Source organism: Methylovorus sp. MP688 (genome assembly GCF_000183115.1).
In the GTDB taxonomy this organism is placed as follows: Bacteria; Pseudomonadota; Gammaproteobacteria; order Burkholderiales; family Methylophilaceae; genus Methylovorus; species Methylovorus glucosotrophus.
Window position 1 is genome coordinate 2,302,174 of sequence record NC_014733.1, and the last position, 18,615, is coordinate 2,320,788.

25 protein-coding genes are annotated in these 18,615 nt (G+C 58.8%); 8 read left to right on the forward strand and 17 right to left on the reverse strand.

Going from position 1 to position 18,615, the window contains the following annotated elements; translation table 11 throughout:
- Window positions 1-44 precede the first annotated feature (44 nt).
- From MPQ_RS10920 to arfB, 9 genes are all read right to left on the reverse strand, one after another.
- A complete protein-coding gene (locus MPQ_RS10920) occupies window positions 45-1,769 on the reverse strand; it encodes a proline--tRNA ligase (RefSeq protein ID WP_013443002.1) in 1,725 nt (574 codons plus the stop codon).
- Window positions 1,770-1,939: 170 nt separating this feature from the next.
- Window positions 1,940-2,587, reverse strand: coding sequence for a hypothetical protein (locus MPQ_RS10925; protein WP_013443003.1), 648 nt, complete (start codon window positions 2,585-2,587; stop codon window positions 1,940-1,942).
- Window positions 2,568-3,077, reverse strand: a complete 510-nt coding sequence (locus MPQ_RS10930) for a TPM domain-containing protein (RefSeq protein WP_013443004.1) — start codon at window positions 3,075-3,077, stop codon at window positions 2,568-2,570. The genes MPQ_RS10925 and MPQ_RS10930 overlap by 20 nt, the downstream gene beginning before the upstream one ends.
- A gap of 3 nt (window positions 3,078-3,080) precedes the next feature.
- Window positions 3,081-3,941 (reverse strand): YgcG family protein, encoded by an 861-nt coding sequence (locus MPQ_RS10935; protein WP_013443005.1) that lies wholly within the window; start codon window positions 3,939-3,941, stop codon window positions 3,081-3,083.
- A 6-nt stretch (window positions 3,942-3,947) separates the two neighbouring features.
- Window positions 3,948-4,541, reverse strand: a complete 594-nt coding sequence (locus MPQ_RS10940; RefSeq protein ID WP_015830831.1) for a LemA family protein — start codon at window positions 4,539-4,541, stop codon at window positions 3,948-3,950.
- Window positions 4,542-4,569: 28 nt separating this feature from the next.
- Window positions 4,570-5,703 carry a uracil-DNA glycosylase family protein gene (locus MPQ_RS14300; protein WP_013443007.1) on the reverse strand — a complete coding sequence of 378 codons (1,134 nt, stop codon included), beginning with the start codon at window positions 5,701-5,703 and terminating at the stop codon, window positions 4,570-4,572.
- Window positions 5,700-6,161 carry a ribosomal protein S18-alanine N-acetyltransferase gene (rimI, locus tag MPQ_RS10950; protein ID WP_013443008.1) on the reverse strand — a complete coding sequence of 154 codons (462 nt, stop codon included), beginning with the start codon at window positions 6,159-6,161 and terminating at the stop codon, window positions 5,700-5,702. The genes MPQ_RS14300 and rimI overlap by 4 nt, the downstream gene beginning before the upstream one ends.
- Window positions 6,158-6,850, reverse strand: a complete 693-nt coding sequence (tsaB, locus tag MPQ_RS10955; RefSeq protein WP_013443009.1) for a tRNA (adenosine(37)-N6)-threonylcarbamoyltransferase complex dimerization subunit type 1 TsaB — start codon at window positions 6,848-6,850, stop codon at window positions 6,158-6,160. The genes rimI and tsaB overlap by 4 nt, the downstream gene beginning before the upstream one ends.
- 15 nt (window positions 6,851-6,865) lie before the next feature.
- Entirely contained in the window at window positions 6,866-7,270 is a 405-nt protein-coding gene (gene arfB / locus MPQ_RS10960) for an alternative ribosome rescue aminoacyl-tRNA hydrolase ArfB (RefSeq protein WP_015830835.1), read from the reverse strand.
- 123 nt (window positions 7,271-7,393) lie between these two features.
- Here arfB and MPQ_RS10965 point away from each other — a divergent pair, with 123 nt between their 5' ends.
- From MPQ_RS10965 to MPQ_RS10985, 5 genes are read left to right on the forward strand one after another with little or no spacing between them, the layout of a single operon-like run.
- Window positions 7,394-7,759 carry a DUF4144 family protein gene (locus tag MPQ_RS10965; RefSeq protein ID WP_041362354.1) on the forward strand — a complete coding sequence of 122 codons (366 nt, stop codon included), beginning with the start codon at window positions 7,394-7,396 and terminating at the stop codon, window positions 7,757-7,759.
- A complete protein-coding gene (locus MPQ_RS10970; protein WP_013443012.1) occupies window positions 7,756-7,977 on the forward strand; it encodes a DUF3820 family protein in 222 nt (73 codons plus the stop codon). The genes MPQ_RS10965 and MPQ_RS10970 overlap by 4 nt, the downstream gene beginning before the upstream one ends.
- Before the next feature lie 39 nt (window positions 7,978-8,016).
- Entirely contained in the window at window positions 8,017-8,634 is a 618-nt protein-coding gene (locus MPQ_RS10975; protein WP_013443013.1) for a DUF4202 domain-containing protein, read from the forward strand.
- A gap of 1 nt (window position 8,635) precedes the next feature.
- Window positions 8,636-8,959, forward strand: a complete 324-nt coding sequence (locus MPQ_RS10980; RefSeq protein WP_013443014.1) for a hypothetical protein — start codon at window positions 8,636-8,638, stop codon at window positions 8,957-8,959.
- 30 nt (window positions 8,960-8,989) lie between these two features.
- On the forward strand, window positions 8,990-9,877 hold the full coding sequence (locus MPQ_RS10985) for a DMT family transporter (protein ID WP_013443015.1): 888 nt from the start codon (window positions 8,990-8,992) through the stop codon (window positions 9,875-9,877).
- A 101-nt stretch (window positions 9,878-9,978) separates the two neighbouring features.
- Here the strand turns inward: MPQ_RS10985 and groL are convergent, their stop codons facing one another.
- Window positions 9,979-11,601: a chaperonin GroEL gene (gene groL, locus MPQ_RS10990; protein ID WP_013443016.1), complete on the reverse strand. Its 1,623-nt coding sequence runs from the start codon at window positions 11,599-11,601 to the stop codon at window positions 9,979-9,981.
- A gap of 48 nt (window positions 11,602-11,649) precedes the next feature.
- On the reverse strand, window positions 11,650-11,967 hold the full coding sequence (groES, locus tag MPQ_RS10995) for a co-chaperone GroES (protein ID WP_013443017.1): 318 nt from the start codon (window positions 11,965-11,967) through the stop codon (window positions 11,650-11,652).
- A 64-nt stretch (window positions 11,968-12,031) separates the two neighbouring features.
- On the opposite strand from groES, the gene MPQ_RS14185 reads away from it, so the two are divergent.
- Entirely contained in the window at window positions 12,032-12,163 is a 132-nt protein-coding gene (locus tag MPQ_RS14185) for a hypothetical protein (RefSeq protein ID WP_013443018.1), read from the forward strand.
- On the opposite strand, the gene MPQ_RS11000 is transcribed toward MPQ_RS14185, so the two are convergent.
- The 4 genes from MPQ_RS11000 to MPQ_RS11015 form a co-directional block, all read right to left on the reverse strand.
- Complete coding sequence (locus MPQ_RS11000; RefSeq protein ID WP_013443019.1) at window positions 12,150-12,779, reverse strand: hypothetical protein; 630 nt, start codon at window positions 12,777-12,779, stop codon at window positions 12,150-12,152. The genes MPQ_RS14185 and MPQ_RS11000 overlap by 14 nt on opposite strands.
- Window positions 12,780-12,925: 146 nt before the next feature.
- Entirely contained in the window at window positions 12,926-13,291 is a 366-nt protein-coding gene (locus MPQ_RS11005; protein WP_013443020.1) for a YidH family protein, read from the reverse strand.
- A 15-nt stretch (window positions 13,292-13,306) separates the two neighbouring features.
- Window positions 13,307-14,221, reverse strand: coding sequence for an NAD(P)-dependent oxidoreductase (locus MPQ_RS11010; RefSeq protein WP_013443021.1), 915 nt, complete (start codon window positions 14,219-14,221; stop codon window positions 13,307-13,309).
- 72 nt (window positions 14,222-14,293) lie between these two features.
- On the reverse strand, window positions 14,294-14,560 hold the full coding sequence (locus MPQ_RS11015) for a DUF2798 domain-containing protein (protein WP_013443022.1): 267 nt from the start codon (window positions 14,558-14,560) through the stop codon (window positions 14,294-14,296).
- 135 nt (window positions 14,561-14,695) lie between these two features.
- On the opposite strand from MPQ_RS11015, the gene MPQ_RS11020 reads away from it, so the two are divergent.
- Window positions 14,696-15,628: a LysR family transcriptional regulator gene (locus tag MPQ_RS11020; RefSeq protein WP_013443023.1), complete on the forward strand. Its 933-nt coding sequence runs from the start codon at window positions 14,696-14,698 to the stop codon at window positions 15,626-15,628.
- Window positions 15,629-15,708: 80 nt separating this feature from the next.
- On the opposite strand, the gene MPQ_RS11025 is transcribed toward MPQ_RS11020, so the two are convergent.
- Together MPQ_RS11025 and MPQ_RS11030 are read right to left on the reverse strand one after the other, a co-directional pair.
- The gene (locus MPQ_RS11025) at window positions 15,709-16,032 is read right to left on the reverse strand and encodes a hypothetical protein (protein ID WP_013443024.1); all 324 of its coding nucleotides are present in this window, start codon (window positions 16,030-16,032) and stop codon (window positions 15,709-15,711) included.
- A gap of 127 nt (window positions 16,033-16,159) precedes the next feature.
- The gene (locus tag MPQ_RS11030) at window positions 16,160-18,088 is read right to left on the reverse strand and encodes an ATP-dependent DNA helicase (protein ID WP_013443025.1); all 1,929 of its coding nucleotides are present in this window, start codon (window positions 18,086-18,088) and stop codon (window positions 16,160-16,162) included.
- Between the two features lie 115 nt (window positions 18,089-18,203).
- Here MPQ_RS11030 and MPQ_RS11035 point away from each other — a divergent pair, with 115 nt between their 5' ends.
- Entirely contained in the window at window positions 18,204-18,614 is a 411-nt protein-coding gene (locus tag MPQ_RS11035; protein ID WP_041362358.1) for a polyketide cyclase, read from the forward strand.
- The last annotated feature ends 1 nt before the right edge of the window (window position 18,615 follow it).

Sequence of the window (18,615 nt, forward strand, 5' to 3'; positions counted from 1 at the left end):
AACACACTGCAGGTTTAGCCCGCAGCCCACATAAAAGCCAAACCTCAGGCCAGTGCCTGCTTGAGCTTGCTGACAATTTCGCTCAGCGCAACAGACTGCGCCTGCTCATCGGTACGTGCCTGATACTCGACCTGGCCTTCCTTCAGGCCACGGTCGCCAATCACCACGCGGTGCGGGATACCGATCAGTTCCAGATCAGCAAACATGACGCCAGGCCGTTCGCCACGGTCATCCAGCAACACATCAATGCCGGCCTGCTGCAGTTCTGCATACAGCGCCAGCGTAGCGTCTTTGACGGCATCGCTTCTATCCATGCCGATAGGCGCAATCGCCACACTGAAAGGCGCCATGGCGGCAGGGAAAATAATGCCGCGGGCATCATTGCCCTGCTCAATCGCCGCGCCCACGATGCGGGATACACCAATACCGTAGCAGCCCATTTCCATGATCTTGAGCTCGCCATTTTCGGCCTGGTAGGTCGCGTTCATAGCTTCAGCGTATTTGGTACGCAACTGGAAAATATGGCCGACTTCAATGCCACGGCACAGCTCGAGCACACCCTTGCCATCGGGACTGGGGTCGCCATTGATTACATTGCGGATATCCGCCACCAGCGAAGGCTCAGGCAAATCGCGACCAAAGTTGACGCCCGCCAGATGGAACTTGGGTTTGTTGGCACCACAGACAAAATCGCTCATGGCGGCCACGGTGTGGTCGGCAATAACGCTCACTTCGGCACTCACGCCTACCGGGCCGATAAAGCCGGGAGGGCAATTCAGATGCGCGCGGATTTCTTCTTCAGTGGCAAAGCGGAAATCGGCAAAGCCAGGCTGCTTGGCCAGCTTGATCTCATTCAGGCTATGGTCGCCACGCAACAGCGCCAGCACAAAACGGGATTGGCCTTCACCATGCGCCACCATCAGGGCAATTGCCTTCACCGTACGGGTGACGCTGATTCCCAGCAAGGCGGCGACATCTTCGCAGGCGGTCTGCTTGGGGGTATCCACTTCACGCAGGGTTTCCTGCGCGGCAGCGCGTGGTGCCGCTGGTGGCAGGGCTTCTGCCAGCTCCACGTTGGCGGCGTAGTCAGAGGCGGGGCAGTAAGCCAGCGCATCTTCACCTGAATCCGCCAGCACATGAAACTCATGTGAGCCATCGCCGCCGATGGCGCCGGTATCGGCACGCACTGCGCGGAATTTCAGGCCCAGACGGTTGAAGACATTGCTATAGGCCTGATACATGGTGGCATAGGTTGCCTCCAGCGATTCCAGGCTGGTATGGAAGGAATAGGCATCCTTCATGACAAATTCGCGGGCACGCATCACGCCAAAGCGGGGGCGAATTTCATCGCGGAACTTGGTCTGGATCTGGTAAAAGTTGAGCGGCAATTGCTTGTAGCTCTTGATTTCGCGCCGCGCCAGATCGGTGATCACTTCTTCGTGCGTAGGGCCGAAACAGAAGGAACGTTCGTGGCGGTCAGTAATCTTCAGCATCTGGGGACCAAACACATCCCAGCGCCCGGTTTCCTGCCACAGTTCGGCAGGCTGCACCGCAGGCATCAGCAGTTCCAGCGCACCGGCCTTGTTCATTTCGTCGCGCACCACGGTTTCCACCTTGCGCAATACGCGCAACCCCAGCGGCATCCAGGTATAGAGGCCAGAGCCCAGGCGCTTGATCAGGCCGGCTCGCAGCATCAGTCTATGACTGGGCAGCTCGGCTTCCTGTGGGGCTTCTTTTTGGGTGGCAATAAAAAACTGAGAGGCGCGCATGAGTAACTCTTAAAAAAATGGGGGATGGAAGAAAACTTAAGGTGTGGATTTTATAGAGAAATGCCCGCGAAGTCAGCCGAGAGGCGTTTCACGAGGCAAAAACGACCCGGATTGCGTGCGGGATTAAATCAAATACAACGAAAAACACGCCAGCAGCCCGCACGCGATGCTCAGCGGGCGGGGCTGTTTTCCGGCTTCCAGCCCGACTTCCATTGCTCCAGCGGAACAATCACCGCCGGCTGGCCGTTATCGTAAAACCAGGAATCCACGGCGAAGCGCTCGCCCGAGGCGCGATCAAGTATGGCGGCGGTGGTATGCGGCCAGCCATTAAGAAAGAAGCCGCGGCGCTTGGTATCCAGAATATCGTGAAAACGGATCAGGCCCTCTTTCAGCATCAGCTTCATGTAGGCGGTGCTATTGGCGGCCTCGTCATTGCAATCCAGCTGGCCGGGCTTGCCCCAGACACCAAAGGTCCCCGCCTTGTCGACGGATGTACCGGTTTTGGCTCCCACCATCTGTTCCATTTCCCCCAGCGCGTGGCTGATGGCCACACGTTCGGCGGCTGCATTTTCCGGCGTGGGAGTAAAGACCTGCACCACGCGCTGCCATTCTTCGGCGCTCAGCGTAATGCGCGCCATGGCGGCACAGCCGCCGCCGTAGCACATGTCAAAGCCTTCCAGCGTGGGTTTTTGTTGCAATACCTGCGTCAGTGCCGCGCTATCGGCCCAGGCAGGGGAGGATAACAGCAGGCAGAACGCGGCAAGCGCACTGGCAAATCTGGCAACTGAGGCGCCAGAATCAGAGAACCAGCGGCGCATCAGGCAACTCGTTCTGATCATCAGAAGTGGGGGGAAAGTGCTGCTCCAAGGCGGCGCCTATACGGCTAATCCCATGCAGAACGCCGGTTTCGAAATGCCCCTGGCGAAACATGGCTTCCATTTCGCGGCAGATTGCTTCCCAGCCCGCTTCGCCCACATGCTGGTGGATGCCGCGATCGGCGATGATTTCCACATCGCGATCCGCAAGCAACAGGTAAATCAGCACGCCATTATTGGCCGCGGTATCCCATACCCGCAATTGCGAAAACAGCTCAATGGCGCGATGACGCGGCGTGACCCCTTGCAGGATATGCATGGGCGAAAGACTGCCCTCCACCACCACACGAATTTCGCCATTATGTGAGCGTTCGCTCGCGGCGGTAGCCTTCTCAATATTGACAAGTGCCTGCTGGCTGAAGTGGCGCTTGAAGTGCCATGGCGTTGCCAGCAAGTGGGCCATGAAACGTGAAAATCCGGATTTTTTCAGCATGATTTACCAGTCTCCCGAAGCCCCGCCGCCGCCGAAGCCGCCGCCTCCACCAGAAAAACCGCCACCACCGCTACCGCCGCCAAATCCGCCGCCGCCATAGCCACCAAATCCACCCAGACTGCCAATACCGGCCAGCGTGACGACGAAGGCAATGAAGGCCAGCACCAACGCCATGATGAGGCCGCCCCCCAGTATCCAGACCGCGGCGCCTATCAGGCCACCGGTGGCCACACCACCAAAAAAGCTGCCCAGCACGGCGCGCAACATGGCACCGGCAATCAGGCCGCCAAATAGCAGAATCGGCAGCATATCGCCCCAGTCATGCTCGCCACCACGCGCTTGTTGCGGCGGCGCAGGCAGGGCTTCACCATCGATTAGCGCAGCGATACGCTCCACGGCAGCATTCAAGCCACCATAAAAATCGCCCTGCCGGAAGTATGGCGCCATGACATCGCTGATGATGCGTTTGGCGGTGACATCGGGAATCGCGCCTTCTAGGCCATAGCCGACTTCAATGCGCATCTTGCGATCATTCTTCGCCAGCAGGATCAGCACGCCATCGTCCTGTTTCTCGCGCCCCAGTTTCCAGGCTTCCACCACGCGGATGGAATACTGGGCGATATCTTCAGGCTGGGTCGTCGGTACGATCAGGATGGCAATCTGGCTGCCTTTTTGCTGCTCAAATGCCTGCAGGCGCGCTTCCAGCCCGGCCTGCTGCTCGGCCGTCAAGGTCGACGTCAGGTCGGTCACGCGCTGGGTCAGCGGTGGAATGGCTTCCAGCGCCTGCGCCGCCCCCGCCTGCCATAGAGAGGCAAGCAACAGCAGGGGCAGGCACCAGCGCAGCAAGGCGCTCAACTTCTTCACGTATGCTTACTTGTCGAAGTTAACAGCAGGGGCCTTGGAGATTTCCTTCTCGTTTTCCACGCTGAAGTTAGGCTTGGGTTTGTAGCCAAACATGCTGGCGGTCAGGTTATTCGGGAAGGTACGAATCGCCACGTTGTATTCCTTCACGGCCTGAATGTAACGATTGCGCGCTACGGTCACACGGTTTTCGGTGCCTTCGAGTTGGGCTTGCAGATCACGGAAGCTGGCATCCGCCTTCAGTTGCGGATAGTTTTCTGCCACCACCAGAAGGCGGGACAATGCCGATGTCATCTGGCTTTGTGCCTGCTGGAACTTGGCAAATGCGGCTTCGTCGTTGATCAGCTCAGGGGTTGCCTGAATGCTGCTCACCTTGGCACGCGCTTCGGTCACTTCGGTCAGCACTTTTTCTTCGTGGCTGGCATAGCCTTTGACGGTACTCACCAGATTGGGCACCAGATCGGCACGGCGCTGATACTGGTTCAGCACTTCGGACCAGTTGGCGTTCACTTCTTCATCCAGTTGCTGGAAAGTGTTGTAGCCGCAGCCGGTCAGGTTCAGCACCAGCAGCAGTGTCGCCAGTTTAAGCATCAGGGATCGCATGTTGTGTCCTCGTTAGTGTTAAATGAATTCAGTCTTTAGATGAGGGTGCCGCTGCCGATTGCAAGGCATCTTCCTGCAGTTTGCGCATGGTCGCGCGCGCCAGACACAAGTCTTCCCATGCCTTGGCCTTATCCATCAGGTTGCGCAGCAGATAGGCAGGATGGTAAGTGACAATGACCGGCACGCCGTTGTATTCATGCTGTCGCCCACGCATGCTGCCTATGGTGGCATCCGAATTCAACAGGGATTGCGCGGCAAACTTGCCCAACGCTAGGATCAGTTTGGGCTTGATCAGTTCCACCTGACGCTTGAGAAAAGGGTCGCACTGCTGGACTTCCTCGCCCTGCGGATCGCGATTTTGCGGCGGGCGGCACTTGAGCACATTGGCAATGTACACATTCTGCCCGCGCTTGAGCTGTATCGCCCCCAGCATGTTATCCAGCAACTGTCCGGCCTGGCCGACAAAGGGCTCGCCGCGCTTGTCCTCTTCGGCGCCTGGAGCTTCGCCCACAATCAGCCATTCGGCGGCAGGATCGCCCACGCCAAATACGGTCTGCGTGCGGGTGCGTGAAAGACTGCAAGCCTGGCAATTGGCCACGCAAGACTGCAGACCTTGCCAGTCCAGCTGGGCAATGCTGTCGCGACGGCCCTGGCCCAGTGATGTTGCCATATCAGGCAAGTGATCATCGTCATCAAAGATGGGCAGCAGCATCTCATCCGGAGGAGGAATGTCATCATCCCAGGGCGGTGACGTGGTCAATGCGTCGTCCGCTGTATTTGTGTCTGCGGTAGTGGTATCCGCCGCCACGCCAGCGGCAAGAGCGGTGTCTGCATCGGGCAGCGCATAGGCGGCATGGCTTGTTGCATCCGCGTTCACAGGAGAAGCGGCGCCGTTATCCATTGCGCTTACAGGCGTGATAGCAGCAGCGCTTACAGGCTCAGCCGTGAGTACTTCCTCACTGGCTGGCGTGGGCAGCGTCGAGGTAGCTGGCTCCGCGGCATGCTGCGCTTCAGGTGATGGCAAGGTGGTTGATGCCGGGATTTCAACGGGGGCCGCAGGCGCCGCTTCAAGTGATGCCGTCGGCGTCGGAAGCGGCTGCCGCAGATGCCAGGCCGGCAGCAGCTCCAGTTCGCGCAGCATGTCTTCGCGCGTCAGGCTCATAGCGCCGCTCCCATCAGCACGGCATCTTCGCGGCCATGCTTGGCCGGGTAGTAATTACGGCGGATGGCCATTTCATTGAAGCCCATGCTTTCATACAAACGCAATGCCGAGGTATTGGATGGCCGCACTTCCAGAAACATATTGAGGCCGCCATACTGACGGCCGATCTGCATGACATGCTCCAGTAGCAGGCGGCCCAGCCCCCTGCCCTGCATGGCCTGCGCCACGCTAATATTCAGGAGATGCGCTTCATCCAGCACCATCATGACGATGGCATAGCCGACGATAGTCTCATCCTGTTGCATGACCCAGCAGCTGTGGCCGGCATTCAGCGAATCGAGGAAATTACCGCGCGTCCATGGGTAAGGGAAAATCACCTGTTCGATGGCGACGATGGTATCCAGATCGTCTTTCTGCATGGGGCGGAATGCCACGCGGGGCTTGAGCACGGCGTTCATTTCAGCCCTGCCATCTTGGCGCGCTCGCTGGTTTTGAGCGCGACCTTGTTACGAATATACAAAGGCGCTGCCTCAGCTGCCGGGCGCCCTTCACCCGCGGCAAACACGGGCATGGCCAAAGCCACAATTTCCTGCGCACGGGGATAGCGGTCTGGCTGCGTGCTCGCCACTTGTTCCGAATAAGCAGCATGGAGCGCATCGGCATAACTGGCCCAACCGCTGCCAATCCCGACCCAGCCAGCACCCTCGACGGCGGGCACGTCGTCCGGCTTGTATAAGCCTGGGGCAATGGCTTCATGCCAGGCATCGCCTTGCCGACGATACACGGCGTGGTACACCTCGCCCATGCGCGCATCCAGGCAGGCAATCACCTGGTCAGCGTCGCTGGCCTGGGCCAAAGCGAGCAGAGTGCAGACACCCACCACCGGCAGACCCGCGCCAAACGCCAGGCCCTGCGCCACGCCACAGCCTATGCGCAAACCGGTAAACGAACCGGGCCCGGCGCCAAAGGCAATGCCATCCAGATCGGTCATGGCGAGTCCGGCTTCGTCCAGCAACTCGCGCAGCAAAGGCAGGATGCGCTGGGAATGCGTCTGTCCGGCATGCAGCTCGCGCGTCAACACGCGGCCATCCAGATGGAGCGCCAGGGAAAGGTATTCGGTAGAGGTATCGAGTGCGAGCAGCCGCATAAAAACTTCAGTCTGTTATTCAGCCGCTATTTTGCCACGCATTGCCTTGATATGCCCGCGCCGCGTCTTGCCTTCCAGCCTTCTTTTGCGCGAAGCCAGTGTGGGCCGCGTGGCATGGCGCACGGCGGGCGGCCGCGCCACCTGGTTTACCCAGGCATGCAGACGCTCGATGGCATCCTGCCGATTGAGCAGCTGGCTGCGATGGCGCTGCGCCTTGATGATGAGCACACCTTCACTGCTCACCCGCGCATCACGCAGCGCCAGCAGTCTGGCCTTGTGCGCCTCATCCAGCGAAGAGGCGCGAATATCAAAGCGCAAATGCACTGCGCTGGAGACTTTGTTGACGTTCTGCCCGCCCGCGCCCTGCGCCCGCATGGCGGTCAGTTCAAATTCGCTGTCAGGAATCACGATGGGCTGCATGAAAAGGGGCTCGGCATTCTGGGGTACCAGGCATTGTAACGCAGGGCTGCCGCGCCGTTGGCGTGTCACCCTGACAGCAGCAAACGGGTTGCCAGCAGGCAAGGGCATGGTTACCATGCGGGCATGTCCCCTAGCCCCGCTCCTGCCCACCCACATTGGCCCGCGATTGTGCATTTTGATGGCCAGCCCGAGCTGGCCTACATTGGCAGCCTGGCGCAGTGGCAAGCCGCGGCCGACCTGCAGCACCATATTTATCATGCCCGCGATCGGCTGATTGATGCCGATGGCGCCATTTATACACTGCTGCCACGGGCGCAGCAGCGGGTCAGCCCCCAGGCCATCGGGCAGCACCTGTCGCTGGATCAGGTGCTGGAACTGGTACGCGCACATCTGGCACGCGAAGGCCAGGCCTGCATCGCCAAGCTCTATGCGCCTTCCATCGCAGCCGCCATCGCCATGGCGAATGATGACGAGCACACTGCGCCATGAAGCCCGAAGACCTGCACCGCCTGGTGACCATGCAAATGCCCTATGGCAAATACAAGGGCAGACTGCTGGCAGACCTGCCGGGTAATTACCTCAACTGGTTTGCCCGCGAAGGCTTTCCGCCCGGCGAGATCGGCCGCCTGCTGGCCCTGATGCAGGAGCTGGACCACAATGGCCTGAAACCCCTGCTGGACCCGTTGCGGGTCCCCGGCCAGCGCTAGGCGCACTGCAATATATACAGACAATACCCAGGAAACTATATGACCAGCCCTCAGCTGCAACAGGCATTGGATGCCTTTGATGCCCGCAATGCCCAGGACCCCAAGCACACGGTGGTCGATGGCAATGCCATCCCCAATGAGCTGCTGTATGCCCAGCGCATGAGCGCCATGCTGCAGCGCTACCGGCCCGATGCCAGCGAGGTGCTGCAGCTGGCCGCCCGCTGCCAGCACATCTGCCGCTGGAGCATTGCGCGCGACAGCTACCCCATGACCAAGCCTGGCTATCATCAATGGCGCAACGCGCTGAAAACCATGCATGCCAAGCTTGCCTCCGACATCCTGCGTGACGTTGGCTATGACGACATCACTATCCAGCGCGTGGCCCAGCTGGTGGGCAAGGCCGCCCCGCTTAGCGATCCGGATATGCAAACGCTGGAAGACGTGATCGTGCTGGTGTTTGTGGAGGATTATCTGCAAGCCTTTGTCGAGCAGCACCCGGATTACGACACGCCCAAACTGCTGGATATTCTGCGCAAGACCTTGCGCAAGACATCGCCACAAGGCCGCGAGGCCGCCCTCACCATCATCCGCCTGCCGGATGCGCTGGTACCGGCCATTACCCAGGTGATGCAGGAAGAAGGCTGGCTGCCCGCCTGATATGCGCATCGAGCCACAAAGCCGGCAGGCCGCCATCCTGCATCTGGAGGATGGGCGCCAGCTTGCCTTGCGCGTGGAGTCACATGCCCTTGTTTTTGCCTGGGCTGGACAGGTTATAATCCGCCTGCATTTCCGCACTCTGCGCTCAGCCAACTCGCCAGAAGAAACCCCGCTCTTCAGCCTGGAATCTGCCGAAGCCAGTCCCGAGTGGAAAGCCCAGCTGGCACCCTGGCTCGCTCCAGCCCTGGCGTTATTCAGCCAATACCATGGCGGGCGGGTGATCATTGCCAAATCGCTCGCCATCGACCTTGACCTTCCGGCCTGAGCTGCCGCCACCTCATCAGGAACCTTGCCCTTGAGTCTCGCTTTTACTTATTTCTGTGTCTTGTTCGCCGCCATCCAATGGGGCGCCAACTTCAATCTGGCCATTCCCGTCGTGGCCGAAATGCCGCCGGTGGTGGCGGGTGCCACACGTTACCTGCTGGCCGCCCTCATCATGCTGACGCTGACTTATATCCGGGGCGAACATGTTCCGCTACGCCATGCCCGTGCCTACATTGTGCTGGGACTGGTGGGCGTATTCGGCTTCAACCTCCTGTTTTTCCTCGGCATGCAAAGCACTTCGGCGGTCAATGGCGCCCTCATCATGGCGCTGAATCCATTGCTGACCGCGCTCATTGCCTGGGCCACCATAGGCGAGCGCCTGCACATGCGCCAGTGGCTGGCGTTTCCCATCGGCTTGCTGGGCGTGGCGATTGTAGTGCTCGGCGCAGGCGCGCATCTGGAAATATCGCACGGCGACATTCTGATTTTCCTCGCCAGCCTGAGCTGGGCCGCTTATAACGTCTGCGTCAAAAAAATGATGCCGACCGACACCAGCGGCATCGCCAGCACCGCCGCCATCATGACCGTGGGTGCCCTGGCGCTGACAGTAGCCGCCCTGCTCTCGGGCGAGCACTTCGTTATGCCCGGCCAGCATGCCGCCATAGCGCTGCTGATCATGACCATAGGCGGTGGCGTGCTGGCTTACTTGTGTTGGAACGCAGGGATTCGTCGACTGGGCGCGGGCCGGGCCGCTATCTTCCTGAATCTGGTACCGGTCACCTCCATGGTGATCGCGGCGATGGAAGGCGTGCCGCCCACGACGATACAACTGACCGGGGCCGCCCTGGTGATTGGTGCCGTCAGTTTTGCCAGCTGGCCGCGTCAGCAGCCGGCAGCCAGCCCAAGCGCCGCCACCTGAGTTGATCAGCCCATAAAAAAAGCCCTTCCAGCGGATACTGGAAGGGCTTTTTTCATCCTGCTGGCGTAATAACCGGAGCAGGATGTTGCCTCCGGGCAGGCTTAGTAGCCCATGTCCGGCATGGCCGGAGCAGCGGCCTTGTCCTCCTTGGGCAGCTCGGCGATCGAAGCATCCGTGGTGAGGATCAGGCTGGCCACCGAGGCTGCATTTTGCAGCGCGGTGCGGGTAACCTTGGTGGGGTCTACCACGCCGGTTTCCACCAGATCGGCATACTCGCCGGTGGCGGCGTTGTAGCCAAAGTTGCCAGAGCCAGCCAGCACCTTGTTGATGACCACCGAAGGCTCATCCCCGGCATTGGCAGCAATCGCGCGCAGCGGCGCTTCAATCGCACGCAGCACGATACGGATACCGGCATCCTGATCGGCGTTGTCGCCCTTGAGGTCCGCAATCCGGCTGCGGGCACGCAACAGCGCTACACCGCCGCCAGGCACGATGCCTTCCTCCACCGCAGCGCGGGTGGCATGCAGGGCATCTTCCACGCGGTCTTTCTTCTCCTTCATCTCCACTTCGGTGGCGGCGCCGACCTTGATCACTGCAACACCGCCAGACAGCTTGGCAACGCGTTCCTGCAGTTTTTCGCGGTCATAGTCAGAGCTGCTTTCCTCGATCTGGGCCTGGATCGCCTTGACGCGGGCTTCGATGGCTTTTTGCTCGCCAGCGCCATCAATGATGATGGTGTTTTCCTTTTGCACTTCCACGCGCTTGGCGCGGCCCAGGTCTTCCAGTGTGGCTTTTTCCAGCTGCTTGCCGGTCTCTTCCGAGATCACAGTGGCACCGGTGAGGATGGCAATGTCTTCCAGCATGGCCTTGCGGCGATCGCCAAATCCAGGCGCCTTGACCGCCGCCACCTTGAGAATGCCACGCATGCTGTTCACCACCAGCGTTGCCAGGGCTTCACCTTCAAGGTCTTCGGCGATGATCAGCAAAGGCTTGCCGGCTTTTGCCACGTTTTCCAGGGTGGGCAGCAGATCACGGATGCTGCTGATCTTCTTGTCGTAAAGCAGGATCAGCGGATCATCAAACTCGACGGTCTGCTTTTCCGGATTATTGATGAAGTAAGGGCTGAGATAGCCACGGTCGAACTGCATGCCTTCTACCACATCCAGTTCGTTTTCCAGCGACTTGCCATCTTCAACGGTGATCACCCCTTCCTTGCCGACTTTTTCCATGGCATCGGCGATGATCTTGCCAATGGCATGGTCGGAGTTGGCGGAAATGGAACCGACCTGGGCGATTTCCTTGTTGGTGGTAATCGGCTTGGACAGCTTGTGCAGCTCATCCACCACGGTATTCACGGCTTTATCAATGCCGCGCTTGAGGTCCATGGGGTTCACACCGGCGACCACGTGCTTCATGCCTTCCTGCACAATGGCCTGGGCCAGCACGGTGGCGGTGGTGGTGCCATCGCCAGCGATGTCCGCCGTCTTGGAGGCCACCTGCTTCACCATCTGGGCACCCATGTTTTCAAACTTGTCCTGCAGTTCGATTTCCTTGGCGACCGATACGCCATCCTTGGTAATGACCGGAGCGCCAAAACTGCGCTCGATCAGCACATTGCGGCCCTTGGGGCCCAAAGTCACTTTCACGGCATCGGCCAGTACATTGACGCCCTGGACGATGCGCGTACGTGCGTGGTCATGAAATTTGACTTCTTTTGCAGCCATGTTGATGTTCTCCTGATATATCCAGAATTAAACGGTTAACAATGAGGATCAAGCGACTTTTTTGAGCTTGGCATCAATGGACTCGACCACGCCGAGAATATCTTCCTCGCGCAGCACCAGCAGCTCCTCGCCATTCAGCTTGACGGTCTGCCCGGCATATTTGCCAAACAGCACCTGGTCACCGACCTTCACTTCCAGCGGCACTTGGGTGCCATCTTGCAGACGGCGGCCGTTGCCGGTGGCAATCACCTCGCCCTGCTCGGGTTTTTCGGATGCCGTATCCGGAATGACGATGCCGGAAGCGGTCGTACGTTGCGCTTCAACTCGCTTGACGACGACCCTGTCATAAAGGGGACGAATGCTCATTTCTAATCTCCTTAGCGATATCAACGTTAGTCAACATTAGGTTCAGCCCAGGGCGGTGCCTGACATGAAAACAACCGCCGCCGACGCTGACAGTTTTTTTGATATGGGTGGGGAAAAAGGATTTCAAGAGGTTGCTGAAAAAAATTTTCGGCAACCTCGCCAAGCCAGTCACGTCAAGGGTTTCAGGGCAGGATGATGCGCTCAACGCGGCCAAGGCGATAGGCCACATGCAGGTTTTTGGAGGTGTAGGTAATCGGGTTGACCGGGCAGGGCGTATTGCGGCCGCCAACCTCATCCAGCGTGTCATCCTCGGCGGTCTGGCGCCAGATACTGTCTTTCACCGGGCGGAACATCCAGCGCACATAGCCAACGGCAGCGGCCAGATGCATCATCTCCAGGCGGTCGGGGGCTTCTACCAGCAGGTGGTCTTCCTGATCGCCCAGTGGTGAATAATCGCCAAACGCCTGTCGGCACTCCAGCGCCTCCTGCTCGCTGGCGCCTATCCAGTTGCAGCCACGCCGTGCATCGCGCACCACATCCCAGGCGCCGAGTTTCCAGCCAGCCTCCAGCATGGCTTCGTCCAGCATTTCCATGCGGTTCCAGCGTTCATTCAGTTGCAGTGCCGAGCCCGGCACTGCATAGAGCGGCGCAAAGCGTGAAGGCAGGCCTTCCACTTCTTCACGGCGAAAGCCATGCCAGTGCAACATGAGCAAGAGGGGAGTGTCCGCTCGGGGAACGGCAGTCAGGGTGACGGCATATAAGGGCATGCCAAGGGCGTTCATTTGTGCATTTACCACTTGCAGGATATCCATCGTCGCAACCTCCATAGTACAAGCGCTTCACGATAAACAATCTAGCAAATTGGATACCAGCCGCAAGCGGCCAGCGTCATAAAATGTCAGTCTTACATGGCAGAAAAATGCGCATACCTACTGCCGCAAGCACGCGCAGGCATCACTTACCCCAGCGCGAGATAGATCGCCAGCAGCACGCCACACAGCACCACTGACAGTGAAAGGGCCACCGTCATCCAGGGCAGTGCCATGGTGGGCACATCATGTTCCGGCAAGGTGCGTACATACAGATGATGGTTGTACTGTGCCCCAAGAATCACCAGCGCTCCCGCTGCCACCAGCATCACGCCCAGGGTATCTGTCCAGGCATGATGATGTACCAGGTGCGTGGCGCCCGAAGCTGCACTCATCAGGGTGAGAAACAAACCAAACTTGGCCACCACAAAGCCCAGCGCCATGATGGTCACGCCGGAGCGCACCCAGGCCAGCAAGGTACGCTCAGCGGCAAAAAACACACGTGGATCAGACATACTCACCTCTTGAATTTAGAACTGGCGCTGCACCGGCAGGCCTGCATCATGCCGGGCATTCAGCGCAATCGCGCTCCAATCCTGGCCTTCACGCCCCTCGGCCATGGCACTCAGGTAGCGTTGCTGCACAATACCAAGAAACGGCATCGGCGTCGCGCTCTCCAGCGCCACCTTCTGAATCAGGTTCATGTCCTTGAAACCCAGCGAAAGCTTGAAGCCGGGCTCATACTGCTGCTTCAGTATCAGTTCACCATAACGCTGGTACATGGGGCAGGCGAAGATGGTGCTGGTGAGCATGCCCAGAACCGCTTCGGGCTTGATGCCATTTTTCTCGGCCAGGGTGGCGACTTCGGCCATGGTTTCCACACAGGAAGCAATCATGAAATTGCCGCTGAGCTTCACCACATTGGCGGCACCGGGGTCATCACCAAATTCAAAAATGCCCTGGCTCATGGCTTCCAGCACCGGGCGGGCAATGGTGATCGACGGCGCATGGCCCGACACGCAGATCCACAACTTTTTGGCGGCCGCCATGTCTGGTCGGCCAAACACCGGGGCGGCCAGCAAGTGCGCGCCTTTGTCCGCATGCAGTTTGGCCAGTTTGCGTGAGGTGTCGGGCGAAACCGTGCTCATGGACAAATGCACCGCACCTGGCTTCAGCGCCGCCAGCACGCCGTTTTCAGCCAGGGTGACCGATTCCAGCACGGCATCATTCGATAGCATGGTAATCACGACATCGGCATCCTGCGCAGCGGCAAAAGGCGTATCGCTCAGCACGGCCCCTTTGGCGACCGAGGCGGCGGCTTTTTCAGCGCTGCGGTTATACACGCGCACCGCATGCCCTGCGGCCAGCAGATTGGCCACCATGCCCTCGCCCATGGCTCCCAGGCCTATGAAACCGATCACCAGATTATTGCTTGTTGCATTCATCTCATCATTCCTTCATGTTAATCCCATGGCGTGTCTGACCATGGTTCTGTGCAAACGTCACACCCGAAATTCTCAGGCAGGCGGAGCCACCGTCAGCGCCACCAGCTTCACCACGACCGGACGTACCATCAGCACACAGCAGAAGGCCGCCGGCATCGCCATCGAGTAAGCGTGAAATACGCTGGCGATATAGTGATGCCCGATGCCGCCATTGATGGCCACAATGACGAACGACATCAGCAAGGCCATGATGCCTGCCATGTAAAAGGCAAAAGCCACGGGGGTATAACGCGCTGGAATTTTAGGCAGGCGCTGCGCCTTGATTTGAATATCTTGCATGATCTTTCCTTTCCATTAATGCTGCACTGTTGATGCCACTTTATCGCAAAGCCTGCCCACGCAATAGATAGCTGGAGCTTGTTACATTCGCAAGATAAACTATCGAATCAAATAAATATTAGCAGCCAATAGATTATGGATACCCTGCGTAGCATCGAGACCTTTGTCCGCGCCGTGGAGCACGGCAGCATTGCCGCCGGCGCCCGCCAGATCGGCATTACCGCGGCGGCCGCCAGCCAGAATATTCAGCGGCTGGAAACCACGCTGGGCATACGCCTGCTCAGCCGCTCCACCCGCAGCATGGCGCTGACGGACGCCGGACAGCTTTACTACAACGCCGTGAAAGATATTCTGCGCGATCTGGAGCTCGCCAAATCCAGCATCACCGAATTTCAGGGCGAACCGCAAGGTCGCCTGCGCATCGCCTGCTCGGCCGCATTTGGCCGCAATGTGATTGCCGACATGATTCCGCCCTTCATGCGCCGCTATCCGCGCATCTCGGTCGAGCTCATCACAACCGATAATCCCATCGACCACATCACCGAAAACATCGACATCAGCATCCGCTTCAAGCAGCAACTGGAGCCCGGCATGATCGCGCGCCATATTGCCCGCGTGCCCATCCTGTTTTGCGCATCGCCCGACTACCTCGCGCGTGCCGGACGCCCCACCCAGCCTGAAGAACTATCGCACCACGCCTGCCTGACCTTTCGTGTACCCGCCAGTGGCCGCATGCTGGGCTGGGGCTTTCTGCGCGATGGCTTGCGCTTCGAGCCGGACATCACCCCCACCGTCAACAGCAATGACATCGACGCCCTCGCCCGCCTCGCGGTGGGTGGTGCAGGCATTGCCCGCCTGGGCGCTTTCGTCGCCCAACCGCTGATCGACAGCGGCCAGCTGGAAGCCTTGTTTACCGGGAATGCAACCACCGAAGGCGCGGTAACTGCCGATATTGAACCGCTGGATTTTTATGTGAGCTATCAGGACAAGCACGCCATGACCCACAAGCTGCGGGTGTTCGTGGATTATCTGGTGGAGTTGATGCCGGAGGAGTGGAGAATGCGCTAGGAACTGCTGCGGGCATCCCATATTTGCCAGAGATCATGCAGGCATTCTCAATGACAGTGACATGGTTGCCATAGATGAGGTTATGCTTTTTCGAGATACTCCTTCGCGCGCTCACCAACGAAACGACGACCCTGGTTATTCCCTGCCATCCATTCAGCAGGCGGAAACAGTTCAAACAAACCAACCTTGATGAGCGTGGGGATAGCGAGTTCAAGCTCCCGCTCGACCTCGCCCCGCGCACCAGCGTTATAAAGCGAAACATTATGCAGCATGGTCGCCACCGTTCCAGTCTGTACTTTGCTGCCATCTTTTAGTTGAACTACCGGCAAATGCTCGCCACAGGCTAGAATTTTTTTGTTAACCGCTTCGAGGTGTTCAGTATTTTTCGGGGTATTGGTGGACATAATGACTCCTAAAAAAGGGATTGAATGCTAGGACCATGTGCGTCTATATAAGCATTTAATCATATTGCATATAGGCTTTAACGGTCTCGGACCTGAAAAAGGCGATGCCTTTTTTATTTTATGCCGCTTAAACCGCGCTCTCAAAAAACGCTTCCACCTCGGCAATATCCCGCGTGCGCTTGAAAGGGGGCAGGCTTTGCCAGATGCGGCGGCCGTAATGTTTGGCGATCAGTCTGGGGTCGCAGATCATCAGCACGCCGCGGTCGGCTTCGTCGCGGATCAGGCGGCCGGCGCCTTGCTTGAGGGTAATCACGGAATACGGCAGCTGGTATTCCATAAAGGCATTGCGGCCTTCGGCGTTCATTTTGTCGATGCGCGCAGCGAGCACAGGGTCATCGGGCGGAGCGAAAGGCAGTTTGTCGATAATGACGGCGCTCAAGGCTTCGCCGCGCACATCCACGCCTTCCCAGAAACTCTGCGAGCCCACCAGCACGGCGTTGCCCAAGGCGCGAAAGCGGTCTAGCAGTTCGGTACGGGCGCTTTCGCCCTGCATGAGCAGCGGGTATTCCATGCCTTCGGTTGAGAAAGCATCCTTGAGCAGGGCGTGGATTTCGCGCATGGCGCGCAGGCTGGTGCTCAGTACAAAAGCGCGGCCACGGCTGGCGCGGATCACCGGCAGGGCGGCGGCCGCAACGGCGGCGCTGTAGCCGGGGCTGTTGGGCTCCGGCATGCCATTTGGTACATAGAGCAGGGCTTGCTGGCCGTAATCAAACGGGCTGTTCCAGTAACCGGTGGTGGCTTCTTGCAGGCCCATCTGCCCAAGGTAGTGGCTGAAATCGCTTTTGACGGCGAGCGTGGCAGAAGTGAATATCCAGGCACGCGGCTGGGCGTTCAGCTGCTTGCCAAAGCCTTCGGCCACGGAAAGCGGTGTGGCATGCAACTGCACCGATTGACTGAAGACCTCCACCCAGCGCACGAGATTGGCGTTGTCGGCTTTTTGCCAGGCTTGCAGTTTTTGCTGCAGGGCCAGACCACGCTGCCAGCAGTTTTCAATGGCAGGGTCGCGCTCGGCCTGGCTTTCCAGCACTTGGGCCAGCACATTGAGTTTTTCCTGCATGGTGGCGTAGGCCGAATCAAAGTTTTTAAGCGCCTGGGCTTTTTGCACCGGCATGCGGCTGCCTTCAAAACTGAACACCAGCCGAAAATCGCGCACGGCTTTTTCCAGCGCAGCGGTGGCTTCGGGCAAGGCGGTGCAATCCTTGGCAGTGGTGATGTATTCGGCATGGGCATCGCGTGCCAGCTCCATCAGCTGACTAGTGGAAACATCTTCACCAAAAAACAGCCCGGCGACTTCCGGCAACTGGTGTGCCTCGTCAAAAATCACGGTATTGGCGCTGGGCAACAGCTCAGCCACGCCTTCATCGCGCAGCATCACATCGGCAAAAAACAGGTGATGGTTGACCACTACCACATCGGCGGCCAGCGCGCGCTTGCGCGCTTCCATGACAAAACATTCCTTGTAAAACGCGCACTCCTGACCCATGCAGTTATCGCGGGTGGAGGTTACCGCAGGCCAGATGGTGGCGTTTTCCGGCACATCGGTCAGTTCGCTTTTGTCGCCGGTGGAGCTGTTATCGGCAAAGGCGCGAATCTTGTGCACGTAATTGGCATCTTCACGCGAGATAAATCGCCCCTCGTTCATGGCACGGTCGAGGTGAAAGTGGCAGACATAATTGGCGCGGCCCTTGAGCATGGCGACGGTTACGGGCACCTTGAGCGCATCGCGCACAGCGGGCAGATCGCGATTGAACAGCTGATCCTGCAGGGTTTTGGTGCCAGTCGACACAATGACCTTGCCGCCGGAGAGCAGAGCGGGCACCAGATAGGCAAAGGTTTTCCCGGTCCCCGTGCCCGCTTCGGCCACCAGCTGGCGACCCAGTTTGATGGCTTCTTCAATGGCCTTGGCCATTTCCAGCTGCTGCACGCGGGTGCGGTAGCCAGGAATGCTGGCAGCCAGCGGACCTTCAAGGGAAAAAACAGAATCCAGATCGCTCAAGCCGAACTTTCAGAAAAAAGAGGTGCTCATAAAATCAGGTGCAATCGCCCAGGCGGGCGGCTGACCCAAGGTAGTATTATATTGATCCGTCCTCATCAACCCCAAGGGTTTTCTCATGAGCACAGCCACGCTTTCCTGCATTATCAGCATCGTGATCCAGCGGCCATGGCAAGAGGTCTACCGCTTTGCGTCTCAGCCGGAGAATCTTTCTGCATGGGCCACCGGGCTGGGCCGTGGCATCCGCCGGGTCCAGGATCACTGGGTGGCGGACGGACCGGAAGGTCCTATCCGTATATGTTTTTGCGAAGCGAATGACCATGGCGTGCTCGACCACTGGGTTTATCCGGATGACGATAACGAGATCTACATTCCCATGCGGGTGATCGCCAACGGCAATGCCGCCGAGCTGATGTTTACGCTGTTTCGCCAGCCCGGCATCAGTGATGAACAATTTGCCGAAGACGAGGCCTGGGTGCTGCGCGACCTTGCCAACCTGAAAAGCCTGCTCGAAGCACACGCTGCGTGAG